This window comes from Mesorhizobium sp. P2_D5 (assembly GCF_056404355.1).
Genome location: NZ_JBFUEE010000005.1, coordinates 16,611 through 39,894, shown reverse-complemented (window position 1 = coordinate 39,894; position 23,284 = coordinate 16,611). Strand labels below are relative to the sequence as shown.

Below are 23,284 nucleotides of genomic sequence, written 5' to 3'. Positions count from 1 at the left end.
CTCGACGATACGGACGGCAACGCTTCTGCGACACTCACTTGATGTTGGCTTTGATGGCCGCGATCGCGTCCTCTTGCGTGTATTCGTGACTTGCGACGCCACCCTTGACGATCTTCGGCAGTTCGGCCTCGAAATCGTCCTGGGTGAAGGCCAGATACGGCACCAAGAGATCGTGCGGGATGTCGGTGCGGCCGTCGAGCACCTGTTGCGCCACCCAGAATGCGAGCGACGACACGCCCGGCGCGATCGACGCCGACCAGGTCTTGTAGCCGTCCTTGTCCTTCTGTTCCTTCCACCACTGCAATTCGTCCTGGCGGTTGCCCATGATGATGGTCGGGCGTGGCTTGCCGGCGGCGGCGAAGGCCTGCGCAGCGCCATAGCCGTCACCGCCCTGGTCGACGATGCCGACGACGTCGGGCAGCGACGGCAGGATGGTCGCGACCGCCTTCTGCGCCGTGGTCTGGTCCCAATCGCCGGTCACCGAACCGACGATCTTGAACTCGGGATGGGCAGCGACACCTTCAAGGATGCCGGCATGGATGGCGTCGTCGATCGAGGTGCCGGCAAGGCCACGGATTTCCAGCAGATTGCCGCCCTTGGGCTGGAACTTGGCCATCTGCTCGACTTCCTGCTTGCCCATGTCCTTGAAGTCGACGACGACGCGATAGGCGCAAGGTTCGGTGACGGTGCCGTCGAAGGAGACGACGGTGATGCCGGCGTCACACGCCTGCTTGATGGCGCCGTTGAGTGCGTCCGGCGAAGCGGAGTTGATGACGATCGCGTCATAGCCCTGCAGGATCAGGTTCTGCACCTGAGCCGCCTGCGTCGGCACTTCCTTGTCGGCGGTCGTGAAGATATCGGCCGCGCCGACGACCTTGTCGGCGACCGCCTTCTTGGTGACGATGCCATAGCTGTCGAGCATCGCCTGCCGCCACGAATTGCCGGCGTAGTTGTTGGAGAAGGCGATCTTCTTGCCACTGGTGTCGGCAAGTGCGGTGCCCGAGGCGAGCATCGCCGCCAGAGCGCCCAAGACAAACAGTTTCTTCATGTCGTAATCCTCCCAGATGTTTACTGCTGCAGTTCCTGCCGGTTTTGACCCCGGCCTCACTCCCAATCTGATTTGAGCACGGACGGTCCCGAACTCAAAACAGTCTCAATCCCGGCACGCGCACCCGGAGCCGGTACAGCGACGTCGATGCGGCGATGTAGAGGCTTCTCAAATCATCGTCGCCGAAGGTGAAATTCGCGCAGTCTTCCGGCGTCCGGATGACGCCCAGAATGGCACCCGACGCGTCGAAGACATGGATGCCGCCGGGGCCGGTGCAGTAGACATTGCCGCGGCTGTCGATCTTCATGCCGTCCGGCGCTCCCGGCCCGTCGCCTTCGGTCACCGCCCACACCGCGCCGCCGTTGAGGTCGCCATCCGCCTCGACGCCGAACACCCTGATATGTCCGCGTTCGGTGTCGTTGATAAACAGCCGCGACTCGTCCAGCGAGAAGCAAAGCCCGTTCGGCTGGACGAAATCGTCCGCCAGCAATGTCAGCCGGGCGCCGTCGCTGTCGATGCGGTAGACGCCCTGGAAAGACAATTCCTGCGGCCGCGGCACGCCGTAGAATTCCACTCGGCCATAGCCCGGATCGGTGAAGTAGATCGAGCCGCCGGTGGCAACGACGATATCGTTCGGGCTGTTGAGCTGCTTGTCCTGGTGGTGTGTGGCAAGAACGGTGACGCTGCCATTGGGTTCGGCGCGGGTCACCCGGCTCGTCGCATGCTCGCAGGTGACCAGCCGTCCCTGGCGATCCAGCGTATTGCCATTGGCCTTATGGCTCGGCTCGCGGAACAGTTCGATCTCGCCCGCGGGACTGCGGCGATACATGCGGCTTTCCGGAATGTCGGAGAAAACCAGCCACTTTTCATAGGGGTGCCACACCGGCCCTTCGAGGAAACCGAAGCCGCTCGCCAGCGTTTCGATCGTCGCATCGCCGACGACGTCGTCGAAGCCGGAATGGCGAGCTCGCGCCGACACCGACATCACTGGTGCCTGGCGGCGCGAACAGCCGTGCGAATTCGCATGGCGACGAATGGCATGAGCGCTTCCCTGACATGTTTTCTTATTGGGGATCGAAGGTAGTTGCGGCACCGGCGTGGCGATACGGGTCAAAGCGCACGCCCGACTGTGCATTTGCACAGTCGGGCCCAAGCAAAGGAAAAGTGTCAAACGGCTTTCCGAACCGCTCTGGCTGCGATCAGTGATCGGGCGAAGCCTGCGCCAGCCAGGCGTCGAGCCGGTCCTGCTCGCGGCGCAGCGCGTCGATGTTGATCAGGCCGCGCGCCATGGCGAGATAGATCGCCCGCGTCCGCGAGTTGAACACGGATGCATCGCCGGCGCCGTCCTCCGGCGGCACGATACCGAGCTTGTCGTAGACATGCTTGATGCGGCTCTGCGCGCCGCGGATCGACAGGCCGCGGCGTGCGGCGATCGCCCGGTCGGTCAGGCCAAGCGCGATGTCGATCAGGCTTTCATATTCGCCGTCGGTGATTCCTTCGAACTTGTCCTGGACGCGGTGCTGGATGCCGCGAATCTCGCGGTCGATGATGCAGTGACCCTCGCGGAAAACGCCGCGCAAGGCCGAGCGCATGCCTTCCTCCGTTGCCGATTTCAGCACATAGCCATAGACCGAGCCCGGCGGCACGATACGCGCCACACCGCGCACATAGGCCTCGTCGGCGAAGTTCGACCAGAATAGGATGTGCGTGCCGGCGCGGCGGTTCCAGATCGCCCTGGCAACCTCGATCCCGGTCGCCTTCGGCATCTGCAGGTCGAGTACGACATGCGGCGGCTCGCGCTCGGCCGCCAGGTTGATGGCGTCCTCGCCGTCGCTCGCTTCGATCACCTCGACGTCGCCGGGCCACAATTGCTCGACGGTGCGCCGCGCGAAGGTGCGGTGCAGTCCGTCATTTTCGGCGATCATCACAAGCATCATATGGCCTCCGACGCGGCGAGCTGGCCGGGCGCCGCTGCAGCCGCCGCAACCGGCAGCTCCCGCGACGGCCGGCGGTCGATCTCCACGACGACACGGGTGCCGCCGCTCTTGCGGCCGGCCTGCCCGATGCGCAGCCGCGCACCGATCAGCGCGGCGCGCGTATGCATGTGGCCAATGCCGCCATGGGCGGCCGGATCGACAGCGCCGCAGCCCTGGCCGTCATCGGTGACAATCACCCGCAGCACGCTTGCGGTCGACGCCAGCAGCACATCGATGCGGCGCGGCGCGGCGTGGCGAACCGCGTTGTTGATGGCTTCCTGCACGATCCGGTAGAGCGCGGTGCGGACAGGCTCCGGCAGATTGTCGGCGCTACCGTCGCTGGTGTCCGCGATGCGCACGGCGATGGGCGGCTTGGCTCTGGCGACGCTGCGGTTGAGATGCGCTTCGACCGCATCGCGCAGGCCGAACAGTTCGAGCACGCTCGGCCGCATGTCGTCGACGATGTGGCGCAGTTCCGTCAGGCAGCCGGCGACCTCCTGCTCAAGGTCGGCAAGCTGCGCCGCCCGCGCCACGCCCTGGCCGCGCAGGGCCGAAAGCTGGCGTGCGATGCGGGCAAGGTCGGCAAGCGTCTGGTCATGCAGGTCCATCGCCATGCGCCGGCGTTCGCGCTCCATGCCCTCGGTCAGTTGCGAGGCGCCGACCCGCAGCAATTCGACGCGGTTGCGCGCCTCGCTCTCGGCAAGCATGGCGCGGCGCGCCTCCTCGGTCTGGATCAGCGCAAAGATATAAGGCGCGATCAGATCGGCGCATTGCTGGGCGACCGCGACATCGGCAAGCGTGTAGCAGCCGACCTCGTGCCGGCTGATGTTCAGCGCCCCGATGATGCCGCCGCGCGCCCTGAGCGGCACGACGATGCGGCTGCGCAGCCTGGCGGCGAAGATCGGTCCGTCGATGGCCGTGGCGAAATGGAAGCGCTCGTCGCGCAGCGCGTCGTCGGAGAGCAGATATGCCACCTCACCCCACAGCACCGAGCGAATCGGGCTGACTTCGGTCGGCAGCGGATGCTGGGCAAGCTCGCTCCAGCTGGTGTGGAAGCCGGCTTCGTAACAGGCATGCCTGCGCCCATCATGCGACAGCACCGCCAGATCCATATGGTCGTGCGGAATGAGCGTGCCGATCTCGATGGCTGTGGCGCGGAACGCCGTGCCGGGATCGATATGGCCGGCAAGCGCCGCCGAAATCGCCAGCAACCGGTCGATCAGGACCAGGGACACCTCCGGCATGGCTTCGCGATCCTCCCGTGCCGGGAATAGTGGACGCTACGCGCCGCCCCTGTCAACGAGGGCGCCATTGGCCGTGGCGATCAACTTGCGGTGCAATGATTGAAAAGGGTTCGCGTCCTGGTCTAGGGAAAGGGCCAGGAGATCGCAATCGAATGCCAGTGACGCCAACCGTTGCTCCGGGCGCCCCGGGAATCCCGGCTCGCTGGACGTCAAGCGCCAAGAGCGGCGTTGGAACGTCCCTTTCGCCAAACGGCCATATCTGGTTCACGATCAGCCATGGCATTCTCAACGAGATCTACTATCCGCACCTCGACAGCGCCTGCACGCGCGACCTCGGCCTGATCGTCACCGGCCCCGACGGCTATTTCTCCGAAGAAAAACGCGATGCTGTGCACGCCGTCGAGCCATTCGAGGACGGCGTGCCGGCCTACAGGCTGGTCAACACCGCGACTGACGGCGCCTACCGGATCGAAAAGCGCATCCTCGCCGACCCGGCGCGGCCCGCTTTGCTGCAGGAAATTACCTTCACAGCGCTCAAGGGTGCCGCAGGCGACCATCGCGTCTACACCTTGCTGGCGCCGCATCTCGTCAATGCTGGCATGGGCAACACCGCCTGGGTCGGTGACCACAAGGGAAAACCTGTTCTGTTCGCCTCGGGGCGCGGCACCTGCCTGGCGCTGGCATCGTCACTGCCCTGGCGCACCGGCTCGGCCGGCTATGTCGGCGTCTCCGACGGCTGGCAGCAGCTCCACAATACCGGCGAGCTCGATCCGGCCTGCCAACGGGCCGAGGACGGCAATGTCGCGCTGACCGGCGAGATCGGTTTTACCGCTTCGAAGACAACGGCCTTGCTGGCGCTGGGCTTTGGCGCGACATCGGACGAGGCGGCCGAAAATGCCTTCGCCAGCCTGAAGCAAGGCTTTGAGCCCGCCGCCAACGCCTACGTCGAGAGATGGCGAAAGTGGCAAAAGAGCCTGCTGCCGCTGGACCGGCATGGCGAATCCGGGATCAACTTCTATCGCGTCTCGACCGCGGTTCTGTCGACCCACCGCTCGATCGCCATACCGGGTGCGGCGGTCGCCAGCCTTTCGATTCCGTGGGGCTTCAACAAGGGTGACGACGACCTCGGCGGCTACCATCTGGTCTGGCCGCGCGATCTGGTCGAGACCGCCGGTGGTTTTCTCGCCGCCGGCGATGCCGCGTCGGCCCTGCAAATCCTCGACTATCTCAGCTCCATCCAGCAGCCGGACGGCCACTGGCCGCAAAACGCCTGGCTCGACGGATCGGCCTATTGGCCAGGCATCCAGATGGACGAATGCGCCTTCCCGTTGCTGCTGGCCGATGCACTGCACCGCGCCGGGCACCTGCCGCAAGCCAGGCTGCTCGCCTTTCAGCCGATGATCGAGCGCGCCGCCGGCTATGTCGTGCGCAACGGACCCGTTACCGGTGAGGACCGCTGGGAAGAGGATGCCGGCTACAGCCCGTTCACGCTTGCCGTCGAGATCGCGGCACTGCTTGCCGCGGCCGACCTGCTCGACGCCTGCGGCAAGCAGGTCGCCGCGACCTATCTGCGCGAGACCGCCGATGTCTGGAACGACCAGGTCGAGCGCTGGACCTATGTCACCGGCACGGCACTCGGCAGGCAGGCCGGCGTCGACGGCTATTACGTGCGGATCGCTTCACCCGACAGCGCGGAGGCCGGTTCGCCGAAGGACGGCTATGTCCCGATCAAGAACCGGCCGCCAGGCGATAACGACCAGCCGGCCGAGGCGATCGTAAGCCCGGACGCACTGGCTCTCGTCCGCTTCGGCCTGAGGGCAGCCGACGATCCGCGTATCGTCGACACGGTCACGATCATCGATGCGCAATTGCGCTGCGACCTGCCGCAGGGGCCGCTCTGGTACCGCTACAATGACGATGGCTATGGCGAGCATGAGGATGGCGCACCCTTCGACGGCACCGGCCAGGGCCGGCCGTGGCCGTTGCTCGCCGGCGAACGCGCCCATTACGAGCTTGCAGCCGGACGCAAGGACAGAGCTGTAGACCTGCTGGCCGCGCTGGAAGGCTCGGCCGGGCTGGGCGGCCTGCTGCCCGAACAGGTCTGGGACGGCGCCGACATGGCGGAGCGCGAACTGCTGCACGGTCGCCCCTCGGGCAGCGCCATGCCGCTGGTCTGGGCGCATTCGGAGCATATCAAGCTGTTGCGCTCGGTGCGCGACGGCACGGTCTTCGACATGCCACCTCAAGGCGTCAAGCGCTACATCGAGGACAAGACCGTGTCGCCGTTCAGGACATGGCGCTTCAACAACAAGATCCGGACGCTGCCGGCCGGCAAGACGCTGCGCGTTGAGCTCTTGGCTCCGGCGACGGTTCGCTGGAGCAGCGATCACTGGGCGACCGCCGCGGACAGCCAGACGATCGAGAACGCCTTCGGCATCCATCTTGCCGATCTGCCCACCGCCAGCCTCCCCGCCGGAAGCACGCTGATCTTCACTTTTTTCTGGCCCGGAGCCGGCGATTGGGAGAATGTCGACTTCTCCGTCATATCAGGCGATCAGGACAGCCAGTCGATCCTTCCTCGATAAACCCAGTAAATCTCCAGGAAACAGGGACGAAACCATGCAGATCGGAATGATGGGATTGGGCCGGATGGGCGCCAACATGGTCCGGCGCCTGATGCGCGACGGCCACGAATGCGTCGTCTACGACATCAACCCGGCCAGCGTCGCGGCTCTGGTGACCGACGGCGCCTCAGGAACGGCATCCATGGAAGAATTCGTCGGCAAGCTGGTCAAGCCGCGCTGTGTGTGGCTGATGCTGCCGGCGGCGATCACCGGCAAGATCATCAATCAGGTGGCCGCCCTGATGGAACCCGGCGACATCATCATCGACGGCGGCAATTCCTACTATCACGACGCCGTCGACCAGGCCGCGAAACTGGCTGCCAAGGGTATCCATCTTGTCGATGTCGGAACCAGCGGCGGTGTCTGGGGCCTTGAGCGTGGCTATTGCCTGATGATCGGCGGTCCCGACGTGGCGGTGCAGCACCTTGATTCGATCTTTGCCACGCTGGCGCCCGGTGCCGATGCCGGCTCCAATCCGCCCAAGGATGCCGGGACCGCACCCTTTGGCTATCTGCATTGCGGGCCGAGCGGTGCCGGCCACTTCGTCAAGATGGTGCACAACGGCATCGAATATGGCGTGATGGCCGCCTATGCAGAAGGCATGAACATCCTGAAGTCGGCCAATGCCGGCAAGCGGCAACGAACGGCGGACGCCGAGACCAGCCCCCTGGAAAACCCGCAATACTACCAGTTCGACGTCGACCTCCCCCAGGTGGCCGAGGTCTGGCGGCATGGGAGCGTCATCGGCTCCTGGTTGCTCGATCTCACCGCGGGCGCGCTGAAGAATGATCCGGGCCTGGCGAATTTCGGCGGCCGCGTCTCGGATTCGGGCGAAGGCCGCTGGACGCTGAAGGCGGCGATCGACACCGGCGTGCCGGCGCCGGTTCTGTCCTCGGCGCTGTTCGACCGCTTCTCCTCGCAAGGCGAGTCCGAATTCTCCGACAAGCTGCTGTCGGCAATGCGTTATGCCTTTGGCGGCCATGTCGAGAAGCCGAAGTCCGGCTCGTGACGGCGGCAGGGGAGACACGCCGATGAGCCCGGAACGGTCCGACACGCTGGTGCTCTTCGGAGCCACCGGCGACCTCGCCCACAAGAAGATATTTCCAGCCCTTTACCAGATGGTGGCCAAGGGTACGCTCACCGAACCGGTGATCGGCGTGGCGTTCGACGCCTGGGACCTTCAGCAATTGCAGGCGCGCGCCCGCGACGGCATCGTCAATGCGCTCGGCAAGATCGACGAAAAATTGTTCGCCAAGTTCGCCTCCCTGCTGCGCTATGTCAGCGGCGACTACCGCGATCCGGCGACGTTCGAGAAACTGAAAAGCGCGCTCGGCACCGCCCAGCGGCCGCTGCACTACATGGCGGTGCCGCCGACCATGTTCGAGACCGTCGTCCAGGGACTGGAGCAATCGGGCACGGCTCGTGGCGCACGGCTGATGGTCGAAAAGCCCTTCGGCCACGATCTGCAATCGGCGCGCTGGCTGAACCGGGTCCTGCATCTGGTTTTCGACGAACAGTCGATCTTCCGCATCGACCATTATCTCGGCAAGGAAGCGATCCAGAACCTGCTTTATTTCCGCTTCGCCAATTCCTTTCTGGAGCCGATCTGGAACCGCAACTTCGTCGAGAGCGTGCAGATCACCATGGCCGAGGATTTCGGCGTCGAGGGGCGTGGCCGCTTCTATGACAATGTCGGCTGCATCCGGGACGTCATCGAGAACCATCTGCTCAACATCCTGTTGCTGCTTGCCATGGAGCCACCCGTCGGCCGTTCCGCCGACGATTTGATCGACGAGAAGGTGCAGGTGCTGCGGGCGATCCGCACCTTGGCGAAAGACGATGTCGTGCGCGGTCAATTCACCGGCTATCTCGCCGAACCCGGCGTGGCACCGAACTCACCGGTCGAGACCTTTGCAGCGGTGCGTTTCTTCGTCGACACCTGGCGCTGGCAGGATGTGCCGTTCTTCATCCGCGCCGGCAAGAACATGCCGGTGCATGTCACCGAAGTGGTGGTGCGGCTGAAGCGGCCGCCGCTCGACGTCTTCGATCCGATCAAGCCGGCCGACCAGAACTACGTTCGCTTCCGCATCGATCCGCAAGTGGTGATCGCCATCGGCGCCCAGCGCAAGGCGGCGGGCGACGACATGATCGGCGAACAAGTCGAACTGACGGCGCTCGACGACAGCAAGAGCGACATGCCGCCCTATGAGCGGCTGATCGGCGATGCCATGAACGGCAACGGCCAGTTGTTCACCCGCCAGGACGCCAGCGAAATGGCCTGGCGCATCGTCGGCCCGGTGCTCGGCGACACCACGCCGCCGCACGTCTATGAACCGCTCACATGGGGTCCGGCGGACGCGATGGCCGGGTTCGGGCCGCCCAATGGCTGGATCGATCCGGTAAAGTGAGTGGAGGTGGCGCAATGGCCAAAGCGGTGAAGCAACCGGCATCGCACGCTGAGAAGATCGTGCTTGCGATCGACATTGGCGGCTCGCATGTCAAGATCCTCAGCAGCGCCGGCGGCGTGGAGCGGCGCGCCGACTCCGGGCCCGGCCTGACGCCGCAGCAGATGACCGATACGGTAAAGAAGTTAGCCGAGGGCTTGTCCTACGACGTCATCTCGATGGGCTACCCCGGCCCGGTCACCCACAACAGGCCACTCACCGACCCTGCCAATCTCGGCAAGGGTTGGGCAGGCTACGATTTCGCCGCGCAATTCGGCAAGCCGGTGAAGGTGGTCAACGACGCGCTGATGCAGGCCATCGGCAGTTATGAAGGCGGCCGCATGCTGTTCATCGGGTTGGGAACCGGTCTCGGTGCCGCGATGATCGTCGACAATGTCGCCCAGCCGATGGAACTCGCCCATCTTCCCTACAAGAAGGGCAAGAGCTTCGAGGACTATGTCGGCGAACGCGGCCTGGAAAAGCGCGGCAAGAAGAGATGGCGCAAATATGTCTTCGACGTCGTCGATCGGCTCCGCGCCGCCATGCAGCCTGACTACATCGTCATTGGCGGCGGCAATGTCGAGAAGCTCGATGAATTGCCCGCCGACAGCCGGCGCGGCGACAACACACGCGCCTTTGAAGGCGGATTTCGTTTGTGGCGCGACAAAGCGCTGATAGTCTGATATTGTTATTGTTTAATATAGTTGTTCAAAATAACGTGTGCCGCGGCATCAAGTCATTGCGCTGCGCAGATTTGCCGACTAGGAATCCCGCGCCACAACAACGCTGCCGTCCCGTGGATGCACAAAGGACGCCGCAGCATTTTGATTTTGCGCATGATCCTTTCCGGGAATCGAATCCGATTTTCAGGTCATTCGCTTTAGACGGAGAAATAGATTGACCGACGATAACGACAGCGCCCGTAAAGACATCGACCTGCTCGAGCTGACCGCTCACATCGTGTCCGCTTACGTCGAGAAGAACCGCCTGCCCGCTTCTGGTCTCGCCGATCTCATCGCCAGCGTCAGCACTTCGATAAGCGGGCTCGGCCAGCCGGCGGTCCCTGTGGCGGCACCGCTGGTCCCGGCGGTCAACCCCAAGAAATCGGTGACACCGGATTTCATCATCTGCCTCGAGGACGGCAAGAAGTTCAAATCCCTGAAACGTCACCTCGGCGTGCATTTCGGCCTGACACCGGACGCCTATCGCGCCAAATGGGGCTTGCCGGCTGACTATCCCATGGTCGCCCCCAACTATGCCGCCTCGCGTTCGCTGCTGGCGAAGTCGATCGGCCTCGGCCGCAAGGCCGCCGAAGTCGTGCCCGCCAAGGGCAGGGGCAGGAAGAAGGCCTCGGCCTGAGCAATTCGGTCCTGAGCCAACACTTAGGACGACTGGAACAGAAGCCTGCCGGCGAATCCGCCTTGGCAGGCTTCATGTTTTTGTGGCTTGGATGAACCGGACGGTTCTTTGGGGGAAGCCATGAACTACACCAGGATGGTGATCGAGAAAGAGGCGCCGGAAGAGTACGGCTACGACCGGATCCGCTACAATCTTTCCGAAAGTTCGATCGCCGACCAGAAACTCTCCGATATCGGCCTGTCCTTTCCCGATCTCACGCTCTTCTACGGCGAGCATCGCGGTGACAAGGAATTGCGCGCGCAGATCGCCGCTCAGGACGCCGGCGTCTTGCCCGATGATGTGCTGGTCACCGCTGGTGCTGCTGGCGCCCTGTTCATCATCTCGACCTCGCTGTTGTCGCAGAGTGATCATCTGGTCGTCATCAGACCCAACTACGCCACCAACATCGAGACCCCAAGGGCGATCGGCTGCGCCATCAGCTTTGTCGACCTGGCCTTCGAGGACGGCTTCGCCATCGATGTCGGCCAGGTCGCGGCGGCGATACGGCCGAACACCAGGCTGATCAGCGTCACCTGCCCGCACAACCCGACCGGCACGATGATGAGCCGCGCCGACCTCGACGCCCTGGTCGCGCTCGCCGAAAGCAGGGACTGCCATCTGCTGGTCGACGAAACCTATCGCGACCTCTCCTATGGCAAGCGCCTGCCGTCCGCGGCATCGCTGAGCCCGAAGGCGATCAGCGTCTCGTCGCTGTCCAAGGCCTTCGGCATTCCCGGCATCCGCATCGGTTGGCTGATCACCAGGGATGCGGAACTTCAGGAGAAATTCCTCGCCGCCAAGGAGCAGATCGGCATCTGCGGCAGCGTCATCGACGAAGGCATCGCGCGCGGCATGCTGGAGCGGCGGGACGTGTTCCTGGCGACGCTGCTGCCAGAAATGGCCAGGCGCCGCGACATCGTCCAGGCCTGGATCGACCGCGAGCCGCTGGTCGACTGGGTGCGCCCTGAAGGCGGTGTCGTCGGCTTCCCGCGCCTGAACGTCGACCCCGACTTCGACCTCGATCGGTTCTATGTGAACCTGCTGGAAAACCATGGCGCCTATGTCGGACCCGGCCATTGGTTCGAAATGCCGAAGCGCTTCTTCCGCGTCGGTTTTGGCTGGCCGACGGAAGCCGAGTTGAGGAGCGGCCTCGACGCCATCTCCGCGGCGCTCAGGCAATAATGTCCCCATGCAATCAACGGAACAGGGCGAAATTTCGTTGATCCAGCGCTGATTTTGGCGCACATCGCGCTGCGAACTTTGTTAGAAATTCCCTTGGCCGGAACAGCGCCCATCCGGGAAGTGCCCCGCCGGCCATCGCATCGGCCCGAAAATCGGTTCCGATTTTCGGAAAGCACGATGCGAAAACCAAAGTGTTGGAGCGTACTTTGTGCGTCCGATTGGACGCACGTCGCTCCAATGCCATCGCAACGGGGCCTCGATCCATGACTGCCGCACAAACCTCGCCGGACCAGCGCTATGCCGCGTTCCGCCACCGCTCCTTCCTGAGCTATTGGGCGGCGCGTTTCCTCACCACCTTCGCCACCATGATCGTGTCGGTCGCGGTCGGCTGGCAGATGTATGACCTGACGAGGGATCCTCTCGATCTCGGCCTGGTCGGCATCGTCCAGTTCCTGCCGTCGCTGCTGCTGGTGTTGGTCACCGGTGTCGTCGCCGACCGCTTCGGCCGCCGCCTGATCATGGCGCTGGCGGTGGTGATGGAGGCGATCTGCGCGCTGACCCTGCTGTTCCTGACCCTGCATGGCATCAGCGGACCGCTGCCGATCTTCGTCGTGCTTGCCATGTTCGGCGTCGCCCGCGCCTTTTTCGGGCCGGCCTCGGCCTCGCTGTTCGCCAATCTCGTGCCACCTGAGGATTTCGCCAACGCCATCGCCTGGAACTCGTCGGCCTGGCAGACGGCGACCATCGTCGGCCCGGTCGCCGGCGGCCTGCTCTACGGCGTGTCGGCGGAAGTCGCCTATGGCACCGCCGCCGTGCTTATGCTTGCGTCCGGGTTGCTGATCTTCACCATCCCGAAGCCTTCGCAACGCACCGAGACCGAGAAGCCGACGCTGCAGAACCTGTTCGGTGGGTTCAGCTATATCTGGAGCGAGAAGATCGTGCTGGGCGCCATCTCGCTCGATCTGTTCGCCGTGCTTTTGTCGGGCGCCTCGGCACTGCTGCCGATCTATGCGCGCGACATCCTCCAGCTCGGCCCCTGGGGCCTAGGCCTGCTGCGCTCGGCGCCGGGCGTGGGCGCCATCTGCGTCGCCATCTGGCTGGCCGGCCACCCAATCCGCAACCATGCGGGGCTGATCATGCTCGGCTTCGTTGCGGCGTTCGGTGCCTTCACCGTGCTGTTCGGCCTGTCGACCATCACCTGGCTGTCGATCGCAGCGCTCGCCTTCCTTGGCGCTACCGACATGTTCAGCGTCTACATCAGGGAGACTTTGATCCAGCTGTGGACGCCCGACCATGTGCGCGGCCGAGTCAATGCCGTGAACCAGGTCTTCGTCGGCGCCTCCAACGAGGTCGGCGAATTCCGCGCCGGCACGATGGCGGCGTTGATCGGCACGGTTCCGGCCGTCGTGGTCGGCGGCGTCGGCGCGATCGCGGTCGCCGGGCTGTGGATCGTGCTGTTCCCGCAACTGCGCAAGGTGCGCCACCTCAACGGGCGAAACTGACGTCTATCGCAGCGCCGGTTTGCCGAAGATCGTGCGCAGGAATTCATCCAGCCAGCGCTTGAGATGCATGTCCCAGATCAGCCGGCCGCCGAGATGATCGCGGCCGGGCTGCGCCCCGGGCAACTCGAAGCGATGCGCGCCGCGCACCACCCAACGCTGCATCATCGCCCTGGTCAACTCGCCATGGAACTGGATGCCCCAGGCATTGTCGCCATAGCGGAAGGCCTGGTTGGGATAGGTCTCGGCCGTCGCCAGCAGCGTCGCGTCCCTGGGCAGTGAAAAACCCTCGCGGTGGAACTGATAGACCATCTCCGGCCAATGCATCAGGGTCTTGCCGGCTTCGGTCGCCTTCAGCGGATACCAGCCGATCTCGACCAATCCTTCGCCGTGACCTTCGACCTTGCCGCCGAGATGGTTGACCAGCATCTGCGCACCAAGGCAGATGCCTAGGAACGGCCGGTTCTCCTTGAGCGGTACTTCCAGCCAGGCAGTCTCGCGGCGGACGAACTCGTCCTCGTCATTGGCGCTCATCGGTCCACCGAACACCACCGTGCCGGCGTGGCCGTCCAGCGTTTCCGGCAGCGTATCGCCGAGCGGCGGGCGACGGATGTCGAGCTCGAAGCCTTCTTCCAGGAGCATGTGGCCGACACGTCCGGGGCTCGAATTCTCCTGATGCAGCACGATCAGGATTTTTGGCTTCGAACTCGTTTGGCGCGGCATGGGCAGGCGAAATCCGTCTATTCGTCGCTCGATGTTCCGGTGGCGCCGGGTGCCTGCTCCGCCGCCTTGCGACGTGCCTCGATGCGGTCGCGGCGTTCGACGCCGATCAGCTCGGCGACGCGCCAGACCGTGTTGTCCTCCAGCTCGTGCAGCTCGCCATCGGCGTAGACGATCTCCCACATCAGGCCGATGAAGGCCTTGCGCGCCTCAGCATCGAGATGGCGCTTCAAGACACTGGTGAAGGCATAGAGATCGATCGCCTCATTGTCGGCCCGCTCGCCGGCGGCGGCGAGCGCTTCGAGCTCGGCGCCGCTGATCGAGTAGCTCTGGGCCAGCACCGCCTTGAACCGCTCCCACTCGACATCCTGGCGCACGCCATCGGCATTCATGACGTGATAGAGGAGCGCCGAAGCCGCAACGCGCGGATCGTCGCTGCTCGCATGCGTGCCGGCGCCGGCCGGCAAATCCCTCAGAAATGACAGAACGCGTTCAAACATATCCTATTCCTTAGAGCATGATGCCGAAAAGTGTGAAGCGGTTTTCGGACGACATCATGCTCTATCTGCTTGGGTTACAGGGCCCTCACGGCCGGCCCAACTCAAAACAACCGAAACCGACGCGGCGATTTTTCCGCTTCCTCGTCCGGATCGACGCCGGGATCATCCGGCAGCCGCGCATGCTCCTCGGCCGGCTCGACCGCTTCCGCGTTGGTCGGCACCTCGGCGAAGGCGGCGGCCGTGATCGGCCGGACGTGATCTTCCTCGCGGCTTTCAGCCTGCTTGCCCGTCGAAATATCGCCGCCGGCGTCATCGATCACCTCGACCGGCCTCTCGCTCACCGGCTTTGCCAGCGCTTCGATGACCGGAACGGGGGCGGCCGCTGCATCATCATGGTTGTCGATCAGCTGGCCGAGACGCTCCATCGGCGCGCGCCACTCGAAGGCGTCGAGCCGGCCGGTGACCGGCGATACCGGCGCCCACCGCTCCGAAACGACGCCATCGGCGACCCAGGCCGGATCGCGCGGCGCCCGCACCGCCCTGGACAGAAGCTGCCGCACCTTGCCCTGGTCGCCGGTGTCGGCCTCCTCGATGTCGGCCAATAGCAGATAGGCACCCTCGCGGCGGTCCATCCTGATCGCTGCCTCGGCCTCGCGGCGGGCAGTCGAAAAATCCAGCGCATCAAGTGCTGCGCGTGCCACCGTCATCGACGACTCGGCGTGGTTCTTCTTCATCTCCTGCAGCTTTTTCGCCCGGTTGAGGCGGTCGAGCACCGCATCGCCTGGCCGTGCATGGGTATAGAGCTCGGCGATCTCAGGATGCGGCTCGGCCCTCCACGCCGTCTCGAGGATTTTCGAGCCCTTGCGCACGTCGTTCTGCTTGAACAGCGCGGCCGCGGCGGCGACAGCGGCGGGGGCGAAGTCCGGCCGCAGCCGGTTGGCCTCGATTGCCGCGGTTCTGGCGGCAGTCGGATCGCTACCGGCAAGCGCCTGCGCCTTGGCCGTCAACAGCACGGCGCGACGGCGGTTGGCGGCATCGCGTTCGATCTGCCGTGTCGACTTCTGCGCGTCGACCAGTTTCAAGGCACCGTCCCAGTCGCCGCGCGCGGTCAATTCTTCCAGCGTCGATTCGGCCGCCCAGGCCAGTTGCGGCGCCATCACGGCGGCGCGGCCGGCATAGTGCCTGGCGGCGTTGCGGTCGCCGAGCCGTTCGGCCTCGAGATAGAGCCCGCGCAGGCCGAGCAGCCGCATTTCGGGATCGTCGAGCATGCTCTCGAATTTCTGCCGCGCGCCTTCGTGATCGCCTTCGAGCAGCGACGCCTGCGCCTCGAGCAGATGGATCAGCGGCTCCTGGTCGGAGCGGATCAGCTTGGCCGCTTCCTTGGTTTTCTTGCGAGCCAGTGCGCCGTCACCGGCGCCGGCGGCGATCATGCCGGTCGACAGCGCCTGATAGCCACGGTCGCGGCGGCGAACGCGGAAATAGCGCGAGATGGTGTAGGGGCTGTTCCACAGCGACTTGATCAGCCACCAGAAGATCATCACCGCGGCGACGACGGCAACGACGGCCACTGCCGCCACCATCAGGCTGACCTGGTATTGGTAGCCGCTGAAAGTGACGACCATGTCGCCCGGCCGGTCGGCCAGCCAGGCAAAGCCCAGCCCGAGGGCGAAAACGACAATGAGGAAGGCCAAGAGGCGGATCATGGTGTTGCCCTCATGCCTTCATCGCGCCGGAGATCAGCGCGTCAACCTGTGTTTCGACCTCGATGCGTGCTTTCAGTTTGCCGGCAAAGTCGGCACCGGCCGCCTTCACGGCTTCGGGCAGCGCGTCATACTCGCTGAGCGCCTTGGCATAGTCGCCCTGGTTGACCGCTACTTCTATGCGCGCGACGGTTTCCGGCGCACCGGCACCTTCGACGGCGCCGATCGGCCGGACCTTGACCAGCGATTCGGCGCTCGACAAAAGGTTCTGCAGGAAGCCGGCATTCTCATCGACCGGCCTCGCGGCGGCGACCATGGCATTGGCCGCGGCATCCGCTTGCGATGCGATCTCGGCGCGGGTCGGCACGCCTTTTTCAGCGTAGGTGCGCAGTGTCGCGAGTTGCGGCGCATCCGGCGAAATCGCGGCAAAGGTTTCGAGTTCGGCCGAGAATGGCGCGCCACGGTCGAGCGCGGACTTGAGCGCCGACGCGGCGATGGCGAGCGCGATCTTCGGCTGTCCCGCCGCCGCTTCGACCTTGCCGGAAAGCTGCGACACCGACTGCTCCAACGCAGTGAGCCGGCCATCCAGCGCCGTCGTCGCTTCGCCGGCTGACTTCGCCTGCGCGTCGAGACCAGCCAGTTTTTCGTTGAGCGGGCCGAGATCGACCGGTGCCGTGCCGCCGGCCTTACCTAGGGCGGCGACCTCGGTTTCGATCTGCTTGATCTTGTCGCCAAGCGCTGCGAGCCCGGCGGTGTCGCCCGCTCCACCGGATTCGACCGCCGACTTCAGCGCCGCGACATCGGTCTTGACCTGATCCAGCGCCGACGACAGGCCATCGACCTTGGCCGACGCGTCGGTGTTGCCGCCCGTTTCCTTCAGGCCGGCGATTTCGCGATTCAGCGCGGCGATCTCGCTGTTGACGCCGTCGAGCGATACGCCGGAACTGGACCCCGGCGCGGCGAGCAGCCCGGCATATTGTAGGCCACCCGCGCCGAGCAGCGCGATGACGCCGCCTATGATGCCGGCGGCAATGCCATTGAGGCCGCTACGCTTTGCCGGTGGTGTCGGCGCCATTCTGTCGTCCCGTGTCTCGGTTCTCGCCTTGTTGTCGTCGGCCTGGGAGCGCTTCGCCGACGCATCCTCGAAATTGTAGTCGAAGGCTTTGGTTTTGCTGGCCGGCGCCTCGGACGCTCCGGGATAGGCAGGTTCGGCTTCGCTGGCGCCCTTGGCTGCCGCTTCTGCGGCCGTCGCCGCTGGCTGTTCCGATTCGGCCTGGGCGTCCGCATGCTCCCAGGGCTCGAGATCGGTCTGGTCGGCATGCACCGGTTCTTCGGGAATCTCGGCCCGCGAGACGGCCTCCTCCGGCGCCTCTTCGGCGCCGGCCTGGGGCTTGGCGGCGTCCTCGTCGGCGATGCGCGAGACCGCGCCGGGCTCGAGATCGATGGTCACCGGCTCGCGGCGGCCTTTCGAGTGTCGCATCTTCGGCGTCTTGACCATGCTTGGGCTCCGCACAATTCGCTTCGTCTCAACGCCTGGCGGCGCATGATGGTTCAGAAAATGGTCTAGCACATCACCAAGCGGTGAAAAGGGGCGGTGTGATGACGCGGCTCAGGGCCGCGCCCGCAAAAGTGCCAGCAGCGTTTCCTCGTCGGGCCGCACGGCAACGCGGATTCTTTCATTGGCGGTATCGTCAAGCGCTGCCGCGATGCGCGCGGAAAGGGCGAAAAACCTTGTCTTTTCAAGGAGCCCTAGCAGAGCGGTCCGCCTGGCCAGGATCTGCATCGCGGCGGCGGCCTTGGCTGAATAAAGCAGCACCGCGTCGGCGGGTCGGCCGGACAGGCGCTCGAGGATGGCTTCATCGGAATAACCCACCGCGAGCGTGTCATATGTCTCGACGGCATGGACCTGGACGCCTGCTGCTCTCAGCCTCTGTTCGAACACTGGAAAGCGCACGCGTCCGCAGAGATAGACGATGGTCATCCCCGAGAGATGACCGGCAAGACTGGCGGCAAGCGCCTCAGCATCGCCCGGGCCTTCGCTGACCGAGGAGAACCCCGCTTTGCGAGCCGCTTCCGCCGTCCTGGTTCCCACGGCATGGCAGGGCAGACCGGCAAGCGCCGCGATGAGCTCCCTGGAAGCAAGCCGCACGGCATTGGCGCTGGTGATGGCCACCGCGACGGCATCGCCCGGAAACAGTCCGGCATCGACCGGCAACGCCGCCGTTTCGGTCAAGGGCAGAAGGATCGGCTGGAACCCTGTCTCCTGAAGCCGCTGTGCCGTGCGCGAGGCGCCCGGTTCCGGTCTCGTCACCAGGACGCGAAGCATTTCAGAGCCAGCCGTCGAAGAACTTTTCGCCGGCCCTGGCCCGCACGGTCCGGGCGGCTTCCTGGCCGATGCGGCCAGCATCCTGCGCCGGTCCCTGCAGATCGACCGTGTGCGACTGCGTGCCGTCGGGCGAGATGATCAACCCGGCAAAAGACAGCTCTCCGGCCTCGATCGCCGCGTAACCGGCGATCGGCGTGCGACAGGAACCATCGAGCGCCGCCAGAAAGGCGCGCTCGCAGGCGAGCGCCTGGCCGGTCGGCGCATGATGGATCGCCACCAGCATCTTTTCGACGTCGCCATCGCCGATGCGGGTTTCGATGCAGATCGCGCCCTGTCCCGGCGCCGGCGGAAAGATGTCGAGCGGCATCAGGTCGGTGACGACGTGGTCGAGCCCGAGCCGCTTCAGCCCGGCATAGGCCAGGATGGTGCCGGCGGCGACGCCTTCATCGAGCTTGCGCAGGCGCGTCTGCACATTGCCGCGGAACATCACCACGTCGAGATCCGGCCGCATCCGGCGGATCAGCGCCTGTCGCCGCAGCGATGACGAGCCGACTTTCGCTCCATGCGGCAGGTCGGCGATGGTCTTCGCCGCCTTGCCGATAAAGGCGTCGCGCGCGTCCTCGCGCGGCAGGAAGGCGCTGAGTTCCAGGCCGTTGGGCAATTGAGTCGGCATGTCCTTCGACGAATGCACGGCGATGTCGATCCGGCTCGCCAGCAGTGACTCCTCGATCTCTTTGGTGAACAGGCCCTTGCCGCCGGCCTCCGACAGCGGCCGGTCCTGGATGCGGTCGCCGCTGGTCGAGATGACGACGATCTCGAACGCTTCCGCCGGCATGCCATGCGCGGCCATCAGCCGCGCCTGCGTTTCATGCGCCTGTGCCAGCGCCAGCGGGCTGCCGCGTGTTCCGATTCTCAAGATTGTTTGCATGGCGTGCGGTCCGTGATAACCCCCGGGCAGACCGAGGCCTTTCCGGGCTTTCTCCTAATGGGGAAAGCGCCGACAGACAATCTCTAGGGACAGCGACGAATTGATCCGCGTTCTGGGCATTGAAACGAGTTGTGACGAGACCGCCGCCAGCGTCGTGGGGCTGGACGGTGACACTGCGCCAAAAATCCTGTCCAACATCGTGCTCAGCCAGATCGAGGAGCATGCCGCCTTTGGCGGCGTCGTACCGGAGATCGCGGCGCGCGCCCATGTCGAGGCGCTGGACGGTATCGTCGAGGCAGCCCTAGCCGATTCGGGCACAGCACTTGCCGATATCGATGCGATCGCAGCCACTGCCGGCCCCGGTCTGGTCGGCGGGCTGATTGTCGGGCTGATGACCGCCAAGGCGATCGCTGCGGCGGCGAACAAGCCGCTGATCGCCATCAACCATCTCGAAGGCCATGCCTTGACCGCAAGGCTGACCGACGGGCTCGATTTTCCCTATCTGCTGCTCCTGGTCTCCGGTGGCCACACGCAGATCCTCGCCGTGCGCGGCGTCGGCGACTATCAGCGCTGGGCAACCACCATCGACGATGCGCTCGGCGAAGCCTTCGACAAGACCGCCAAGATGCTCGGCCTGCCCTATCCCGGCGGACCCAATGTCGAGAAGGCCGCCCAAACCGGGGATGCGTCGCGCTTTGCCTTTCCGCGTCCGATGAAAGGCTCGGCCCAGCCCGACTTCTCCTTTTCCGGCCTGAAGACCGCCGTGCGCCAGGCGGCGACAGCCATCGCGCCCTTGAGCGACCAGGATGTCGCCGACATCTGCGCTTCGTTCCAGGCAGCGGTGGCCGATGCGCTGGCCGACCGTGTCGCGCGTGCGCTGGCGCGCTTTCGCGAGACGTTTCCCGGAACCAAAAATCCGGCCCTGGTGGTTGCCGGCGGCGTCGCCGCCAACCGCACCATCAAGGCGACGCTGGAGCGGCAGTGCGACGAGGCCGGCTTCACCTTCGTCGCGCCACCGCTGAAACTGTGCACCGACAATGCGGCGATGATCGCCTGGGCCGGCATCGAACGGTTGCGCGAAGGCATGGCGCAGGAAAACGGCTTCGACTTCGTGCCGCGCTCGCGCTGGCCGCTGGACAGCATTTCGACGCCGATGGTCGGCTCCGGCCGGCGCGGAGCCAAGGCATGAATGGCCGGGAGATGAACAGCCAAGACAAGGAAACCCCGGGCAAAAGCGGCTGGCGCGTCAGCGTGCTTGGCGGTGGCGCCTGGGGCACGGCGCTGGCGCTGGCCATGCTGCGCGCAGGCCATTCGGTGCGGTTGTTCGCCCGCGACCCCGAAACCGTCGCCGCGATCGATCGCGGCGAGAACCCGCGCTATCTGCCCGGCATCGCCATCGCACCCGGCATCGAGGCGACGAGCGACATCAAGGCGGCACTCACGCGCGCCGATTGCGTGCTGGCGGTGACGCCGGCGCAATCGCTGCGGGCAACGCTGGCGGTCGCGAAAGGCCATGTGCCTGCCGATATTCCGCTCGTCCTCTGCGCCAAGGGCATCGAGCGCGACACCGGCGCCTTGCTGTCGGCGATTGTTGGCGATATCCTGCCGCAAAATCCGGTCGCCGCTCTATCGGGTCCAAGCTTTGCCACCGATGTCGCCCGGGGCCTGCCGACTGCGGTGGTCGTGGCCGCCCGCGACGAGGCATTGGCAGCGGACCTCGCCGCCCGCTTTTCGGCGGAGAATCTGCGCTGCTATTCGAGCGACGACCTCATCGGCGTCGAGATCGGCGGCGCCTTGAAGAACGTCTTCGCCATTGCCGCAGGTGCTGTCACCGGGGCGGGGCTCGGCGCCAGTGCCCAGGCCGCCATGGTGACGCGCGGCTTCGTCGAACTGCGGCGCATCGGTGCCGCCTTCGGCGCCAGGCCCGAAACGCTGATGGGCCTGTCTGGCCTTGGCGACCTGCTGCTCACCTGCTCATCGACCCAGTCGCGCAACTTCGCCTACGGGCTGGCGCTGGGGCAAGGCAAGCCGCTTGCCGGATTGCCGCTGGCGGAAGGCGTGCCGACGGCGGCGATCGCCGCCCGCATCGCCACCGAGCGAAACATCGACGCGCCGATCATTGCCGCCGTGGCGGCCATACTGGACGGCACCATCACCATCCGGCAGGCTGTGACAGCCTTGATGACCCGGCCGCTGAAGACCGAAACCGACGATTGATCCCCACAACATCGATCCCACGACCAGGAGAAAGACCATGCTGTTTGCTTTGATTTGCAAAGACAAGCCCGGGAGCCTGCAGGTACGCCTCGACACGCGTCCCGAGCATATCGCTTTTCTCGAAGGGTTGAACGGCGACAAGAAACTGGCTTTCGCCGGTCCCTTCCTTGACGCCGAAGGCAAGCCCAATGGCAGCCTCGTCGTCGTCGAGGCCCCGGACCTGGCAGGGGCACAGGCCTTGTCGGCCGCCGACCCGTACGCCAAGGCCGGACTGTTCGACAGCGTCGAAATCCGCCAGTGGAACTGGACGTTCAACAAGCCGGCGGCTAGTTAATTCCGGTCGCTGGCGGACGCACGCCAAGGAGGAGCAAAAGAAATGAACTACTGGCTGTTCAAATCCGAACCCTCGGTCTTCTCCTTCGAGGCGCTGAAGGCGAAGGGCAAGGCCGGCACGCAATGGGATGGCGTGCGCAACTATGCCGCGCGCAACAACATGAAGGCCATGCAGATCGGCGATCTCGGCTTCTTCTACCATTCCAACGAGGGGCTGAACGTGGTCGGCATCGCCGAAGTCTGCGCGCTTGCCCATCCCGACACCACGACCGACGACCCGCGCTGGGAATGCGTCGACATCCGTGCCTTCAAGGACGTGCCGAACCCGCCGACGCTGGAAGAGGTCAAGGCCAATCCAAAGCTTGCCGAAATGGCGCTGGTGCGGCTCGGGCGGCTTTCCGTGCAGCCGGTGACGCCGGCGGAGTGGAAGGAAGTCTGCCGCATGGGCGGCCTGACACCCGCTCCGTGACGGCGCTCACACCAGACAGCGCGAAACAATTCATCCTCGACAACACGGCGCTGATGGCGCCACCGCATGTGCCGGAAATCCTGCTTCATCTTGCCGACGAGGCGCATGATTTGTGGCAGCGGACGGAGGATGAGCTGGTCGAGATCGGCCTGCCGCCGCCCTTCTGGGCCTTCGCCTGGGCCGGCGGCCAGGGCCTTGCCCGCTACATCATCGACAATCCAGCTATGGTGCGGGGAAAGCGTGTGCTCGACTTCGCTTCCGGCTCCGGCCTTGTCGCCATTGCTGCGGCCAGGGCCGGTGCTGCCGGCGTGATCGCAACCGACATCGATCCTTTCTGTGCGACCGCGATCCGCCTCAATGCGCAAGCCAACGATGTCGGGATCGAGTTCCTCGGCACCGATTGCATCGGCACCGATGCCGGCTGGGACGTGATCCTGGCAGGCGACGTTTTCTACGACAATTCCTTCGCCGTCCGGCTGATGCCGTGGTTCGCAACGCTGAAGGCGCGCGGCGCCGAGATCCTCGTCGGCGATCCCGGCCGGTCGTATATGCCGAAGGCAGGGCTGGAACCGCTTGCGGTCTATGAAGTGGCCGTCACCCGGGCATTGGAGGATTCACTGGTCAAGCGCACCACCGTCTGGCGGTTTGCTTGACGCCTTCGCCGAACAGGCGTTCC

The 23,284-nt window shown here is 65.0% G+C and carries 22 protein-coding genes; 12 read left to right on the top strand and 10 right to left on the bottom strand.

Annotation, left to right across the window (positions count from 1 at the left end; translation table 11 throughout):
* Positions 1–34: 34 nt before the first annotated feature.
* The 4 genes from AC1DYW_RS21550 to AC1DYW_RS21535 form a co-directional block, all read right to left on the bottom strand.
* On the bottom strand, positions 35–1,048 hold the full coding sequence (locus AC1DYW_RS21550; protein ID WP_095084081.1) for a substrate-binding domain-containing protein: 1,014 nt from the start codon (positions 1,046–1,048) through the stop codon (positions 35–37).
* Positions 1,049–1,142: 94 nt separating this feature from the next.
* Positions 1,143–2,033 (bottom strand): SMP-30/gluconolactonase/LRE family protein, encoded by an 891-nt coding sequence (locus AC1DYW_RS21545; protein ID WP_477227577.1) that lies wholly within the window; start codon positions 2,031–2,033, stop codon positions 1,143–1,145.
* A 214-nt stretch (positions 2,034–2,247) separates the two neighbouring features.
* Positions 2,248–2,982, bottom strand: coding sequence for a response regulator transcription factor (locus AC1DYW_RS21540; RefSeq protein WP_095084079.1), 735 nt, complete (start codon positions 2,980–2,982; stop codon positions 2,248–2,250).
* Entirely contained in the window at positions 2,982–4,268 is a 1,287-nt protein-coding gene (locus AC1DYW_RS21535; RefSeq protein WP_477227576.1) for a sensor histidine kinase, read from the bottom strand. The genes AC1DYW_RS21540 and AC1DYW_RS21535 overlap by 1 nt, the downstream gene beginning before the upstream one ends.
* A gap of 152 nt (positions 4,269–4,420) precedes the next feature.
* On the opposite strand from AC1DYW_RS21535, the gene AC1DYW_RS21530 reads away from it, so the two are divergent.
* From AC1DYW_RS21530 to AC1DYW_RS21500, 7 genes are all read left to right on the top strand, one after another.
* Entirely contained in the window at positions 4,421–6,853 is a 2,433-nt protein-coding gene (locus AC1DYW_RS21530) for a glucan 1,4-alpha-glucosidase (protein WP_477227575.1), read from the top strand.
* Positions 6,854–6,887: 34 nt separating this feature from the next.
* Positions 6,888–7,901 carry a phosphogluconate dehydrogenase (NAD(+)-dependent, decarboxylating) gene (gnd, locus tag AC1DYW_RS21525; protein ID WP_477227574.1) on the top strand — a complete coding sequence of 338 codons (1,014 nt, stop codon included), beginning with the start codon at positions 6,888–6,890 and terminating at the stop codon, positions 7,899–7,901.
* Between the two features lie 22 nt (positions 7,902–7,923).
* The gene (gene zwf, locus AC1DYW_RS21520) at positions 7,924–9,300 is read left to right on the top strand and encodes a glucose-6-phosphate dehydrogenase (RefSeq protein ID WP_477227573.1); all 1,377 of its coding nucleotides are present in this window, start codon (positions 7,924–7,926) and stop codon (positions 9,298–9,300) included.
* A 14-nt stretch (positions 9,301–9,314) separates the two neighbouring features.
* Positions 9,315–10,019: an ROK family protein gene (locus tag AC1DYW_RS21515; protein WP_477227572.1), complete on the top strand. Its 705-nt coding sequence runs from the start codon at positions 9,315–9,317 to the stop codon at positions 10,017–10,019.
* 214 nt (positions 10,020–10,233) lie between these two features.
* Entirely contained in the window at positions 10,234–10,695 is a 462-nt protein-coding gene (locus tag AC1DYW_RS21510; RefSeq protein ID WP_477227571.1) for a Ros/MucR family transcriptional regulator, read from the top strand.
* A 120-nt stretch (positions 10,696–10,815) separates the two neighbouring features.
* Positions 10,816–11,916 carry an aminotransferase class I/II-fold pyridoxal phosphate-dependent enzyme gene (locus AC1DYW_RS21505; protein ID WP_477227570.1) on the top strand — a complete coding sequence of 367 codons (1,101 nt, stop codon included), beginning with the start codon at positions 10,816–10,818 and terminating at the stop codon, positions 11,914–11,916.
* Between the two features lie 263 nt (positions 11,917–12,179).
* Complete coding sequence (locus tag AC1DYW_RS21500) at positions 12,180–13,418, top strand: MFS transporter (protein WP_457150194.1); 1,239 nt, start codon at positions 12,180–12,182, stop codon at positions 13,416–13,418.
* A gap of 3 nt (positions 13,419–13,421) precedes the next feature.
* Here the strand turns inward: AC1DYW_RS21500 and AC1DYW_RS21495 are convergent, their stop codons facing one another.
* The 6 genes from AC1DYW_RS21495 to hemC all read right to left on the bottom strand — a co-directional run bounded on the left by AC1DYW_RS21495 (position 13,422) and on the right by hemC (position 19,589).
* The gene (locus AC1DYW_RS21495; protein ID WP_457150193.1) at positions 13,422–14,138 is read right to left on the bottom strand and encodes a glutamine amidotransferase; all 717 of its coding nucleotides are present in this window, start codon (positions 14,136–14,138) and stop codon (positions 13,422–13,424) included.
* A gap of 17 nt (positions 14,139–14,155) precedes the next feature.
* The gene (locus AC1DYW_RS21490; protein ID WP_095084069.1) at positions 14,156–14,635 is read right to left on the bottom strand and encodes a tellurite resistance TerB family protein; all 480 of its coding nucleotides are present in this window, start codon (positions 14,633–14,635) and stop codon (positions 14,156–14,158) included.
* A gap of 101 nt (positions 14,636–14,736) precedes the next feature.
* A complete protein-coding gene (locus AC1DYW_RS21485) occupies positions 14,737–16,338 on the bottom strand; it encodes a heme biosynthesis HemY N-terminal domain-containing protein (RefSeq protein WP_477227569.1) in 1,602 nt (533 codons plus the stop codon).
* A gap of 10 nt (positions 16,339–16,348) precedes the next feature.
* Complete coding sequence (locus tag AC1DYW_RS21480) at positions 16,349–17,833, bottom strand: COG4223 family protein (RefSeq protein ID WP_477227568.1); 1,485 nt, start codon at positions 17,831–17,833, stop codon at positions 16,349–16,351.
* 111 nt (positions 17,834–17,944) lie between these two features.
* Complete coding sequence (locus AC1DYW_RS21475; RefSeq protein WP_477227567.1) at positions 17,945–18,661, bottom strand: uroporphyrinogen-III synthase; 717 nt, start codon at positions 18,659–18,661, stop codon at positions 17,945–17,947.
* A gap of 1 nt (position 18,662) precedes the next feature.
* A complete protein-coding gene (hemC, locus tag AC1DYW_RS21470; protein ID WP_477227566.1) occupies positions 18,663–19,589 on the bottom strand; it encodes a hydroxymethylbilane synthase in 927 nt (308 codons plus the stop codon).
* 103 nt (positions 19,590–19,692) lie between these two features.
* Between hemC and tsaD the strand changes: the two genes are divergently transcribed.
* The 5 genes from tsaD to AC1DYW_RS21445 are packed head-to-tail and all read left to right on the top strand — an operon-like array spanning position 19,693 to position 23,261.
* Positions 19,693–20,778, top strand: coding sequence for a tRNA (adenosine(37)-N6)-threonylcarbamoyltransferase complex transferase subunit TsaD (gene tsaD / locus AC1DYW_RS21465; protein WP_477227829.1), 1,086 nt, complete (start codon positions 19,693–19,695; stop codon positions 20,776–20,778).
* Complete coding sequence (locus tag AC1DYW_RS21460; RefSeq protein ID WP_477227565.1) at positions 20,775–21,806, top strand: NAD(P)H-dependent glycerol-3-phosphate dehydrogenase; 1,032 nt, start codon at positions 20,775–20,777, stop codon at positions 21,804–21,806. The genes tsaD and AC1DYW_RS21460 overlap by 4 nt, the downstream gene beginning before the upstream one ends.
* 37 nt (positions 21,807–21,843) lie before the next feature.
* A complete protein-coding gene (locus tag AC1DYW_RS21455; protein ID WP_095084062.1) occupies positions 21,844–22,140 on the top strand; it encodes a YciI-like protein in 297 nt (98 codons plus the stop codon).
* Positions 22,141–22,182: 42 nt separating this feature from the next.
* The gene (locus AC1DYW_RS21450; protein WP_095084061.1) at positions 22,183–22,608 is read left to right on the top strand and encodes an EVE domain-containing protein; all 426 of its coding nucleotides are present in this window, start codon (positions 22,183–22,185) and stop codon (positions 22,606–22,608) included.
* A gap of 53 nt (positions 22,609–22,661) precedes the next feature.
* Positions 22,662–23,261, top strand: a complete 600-nt coding sequence (locus tag AC1DYW_RS21445; protein ID WP_477227828.1) for a class I SAM-dependent methyltransferase — start codon at positions 22,662–22,664, stop codon at positions 23,259–23,261.
* Positions 23,262–23,284: the final 23 nt, after the last annotated feature.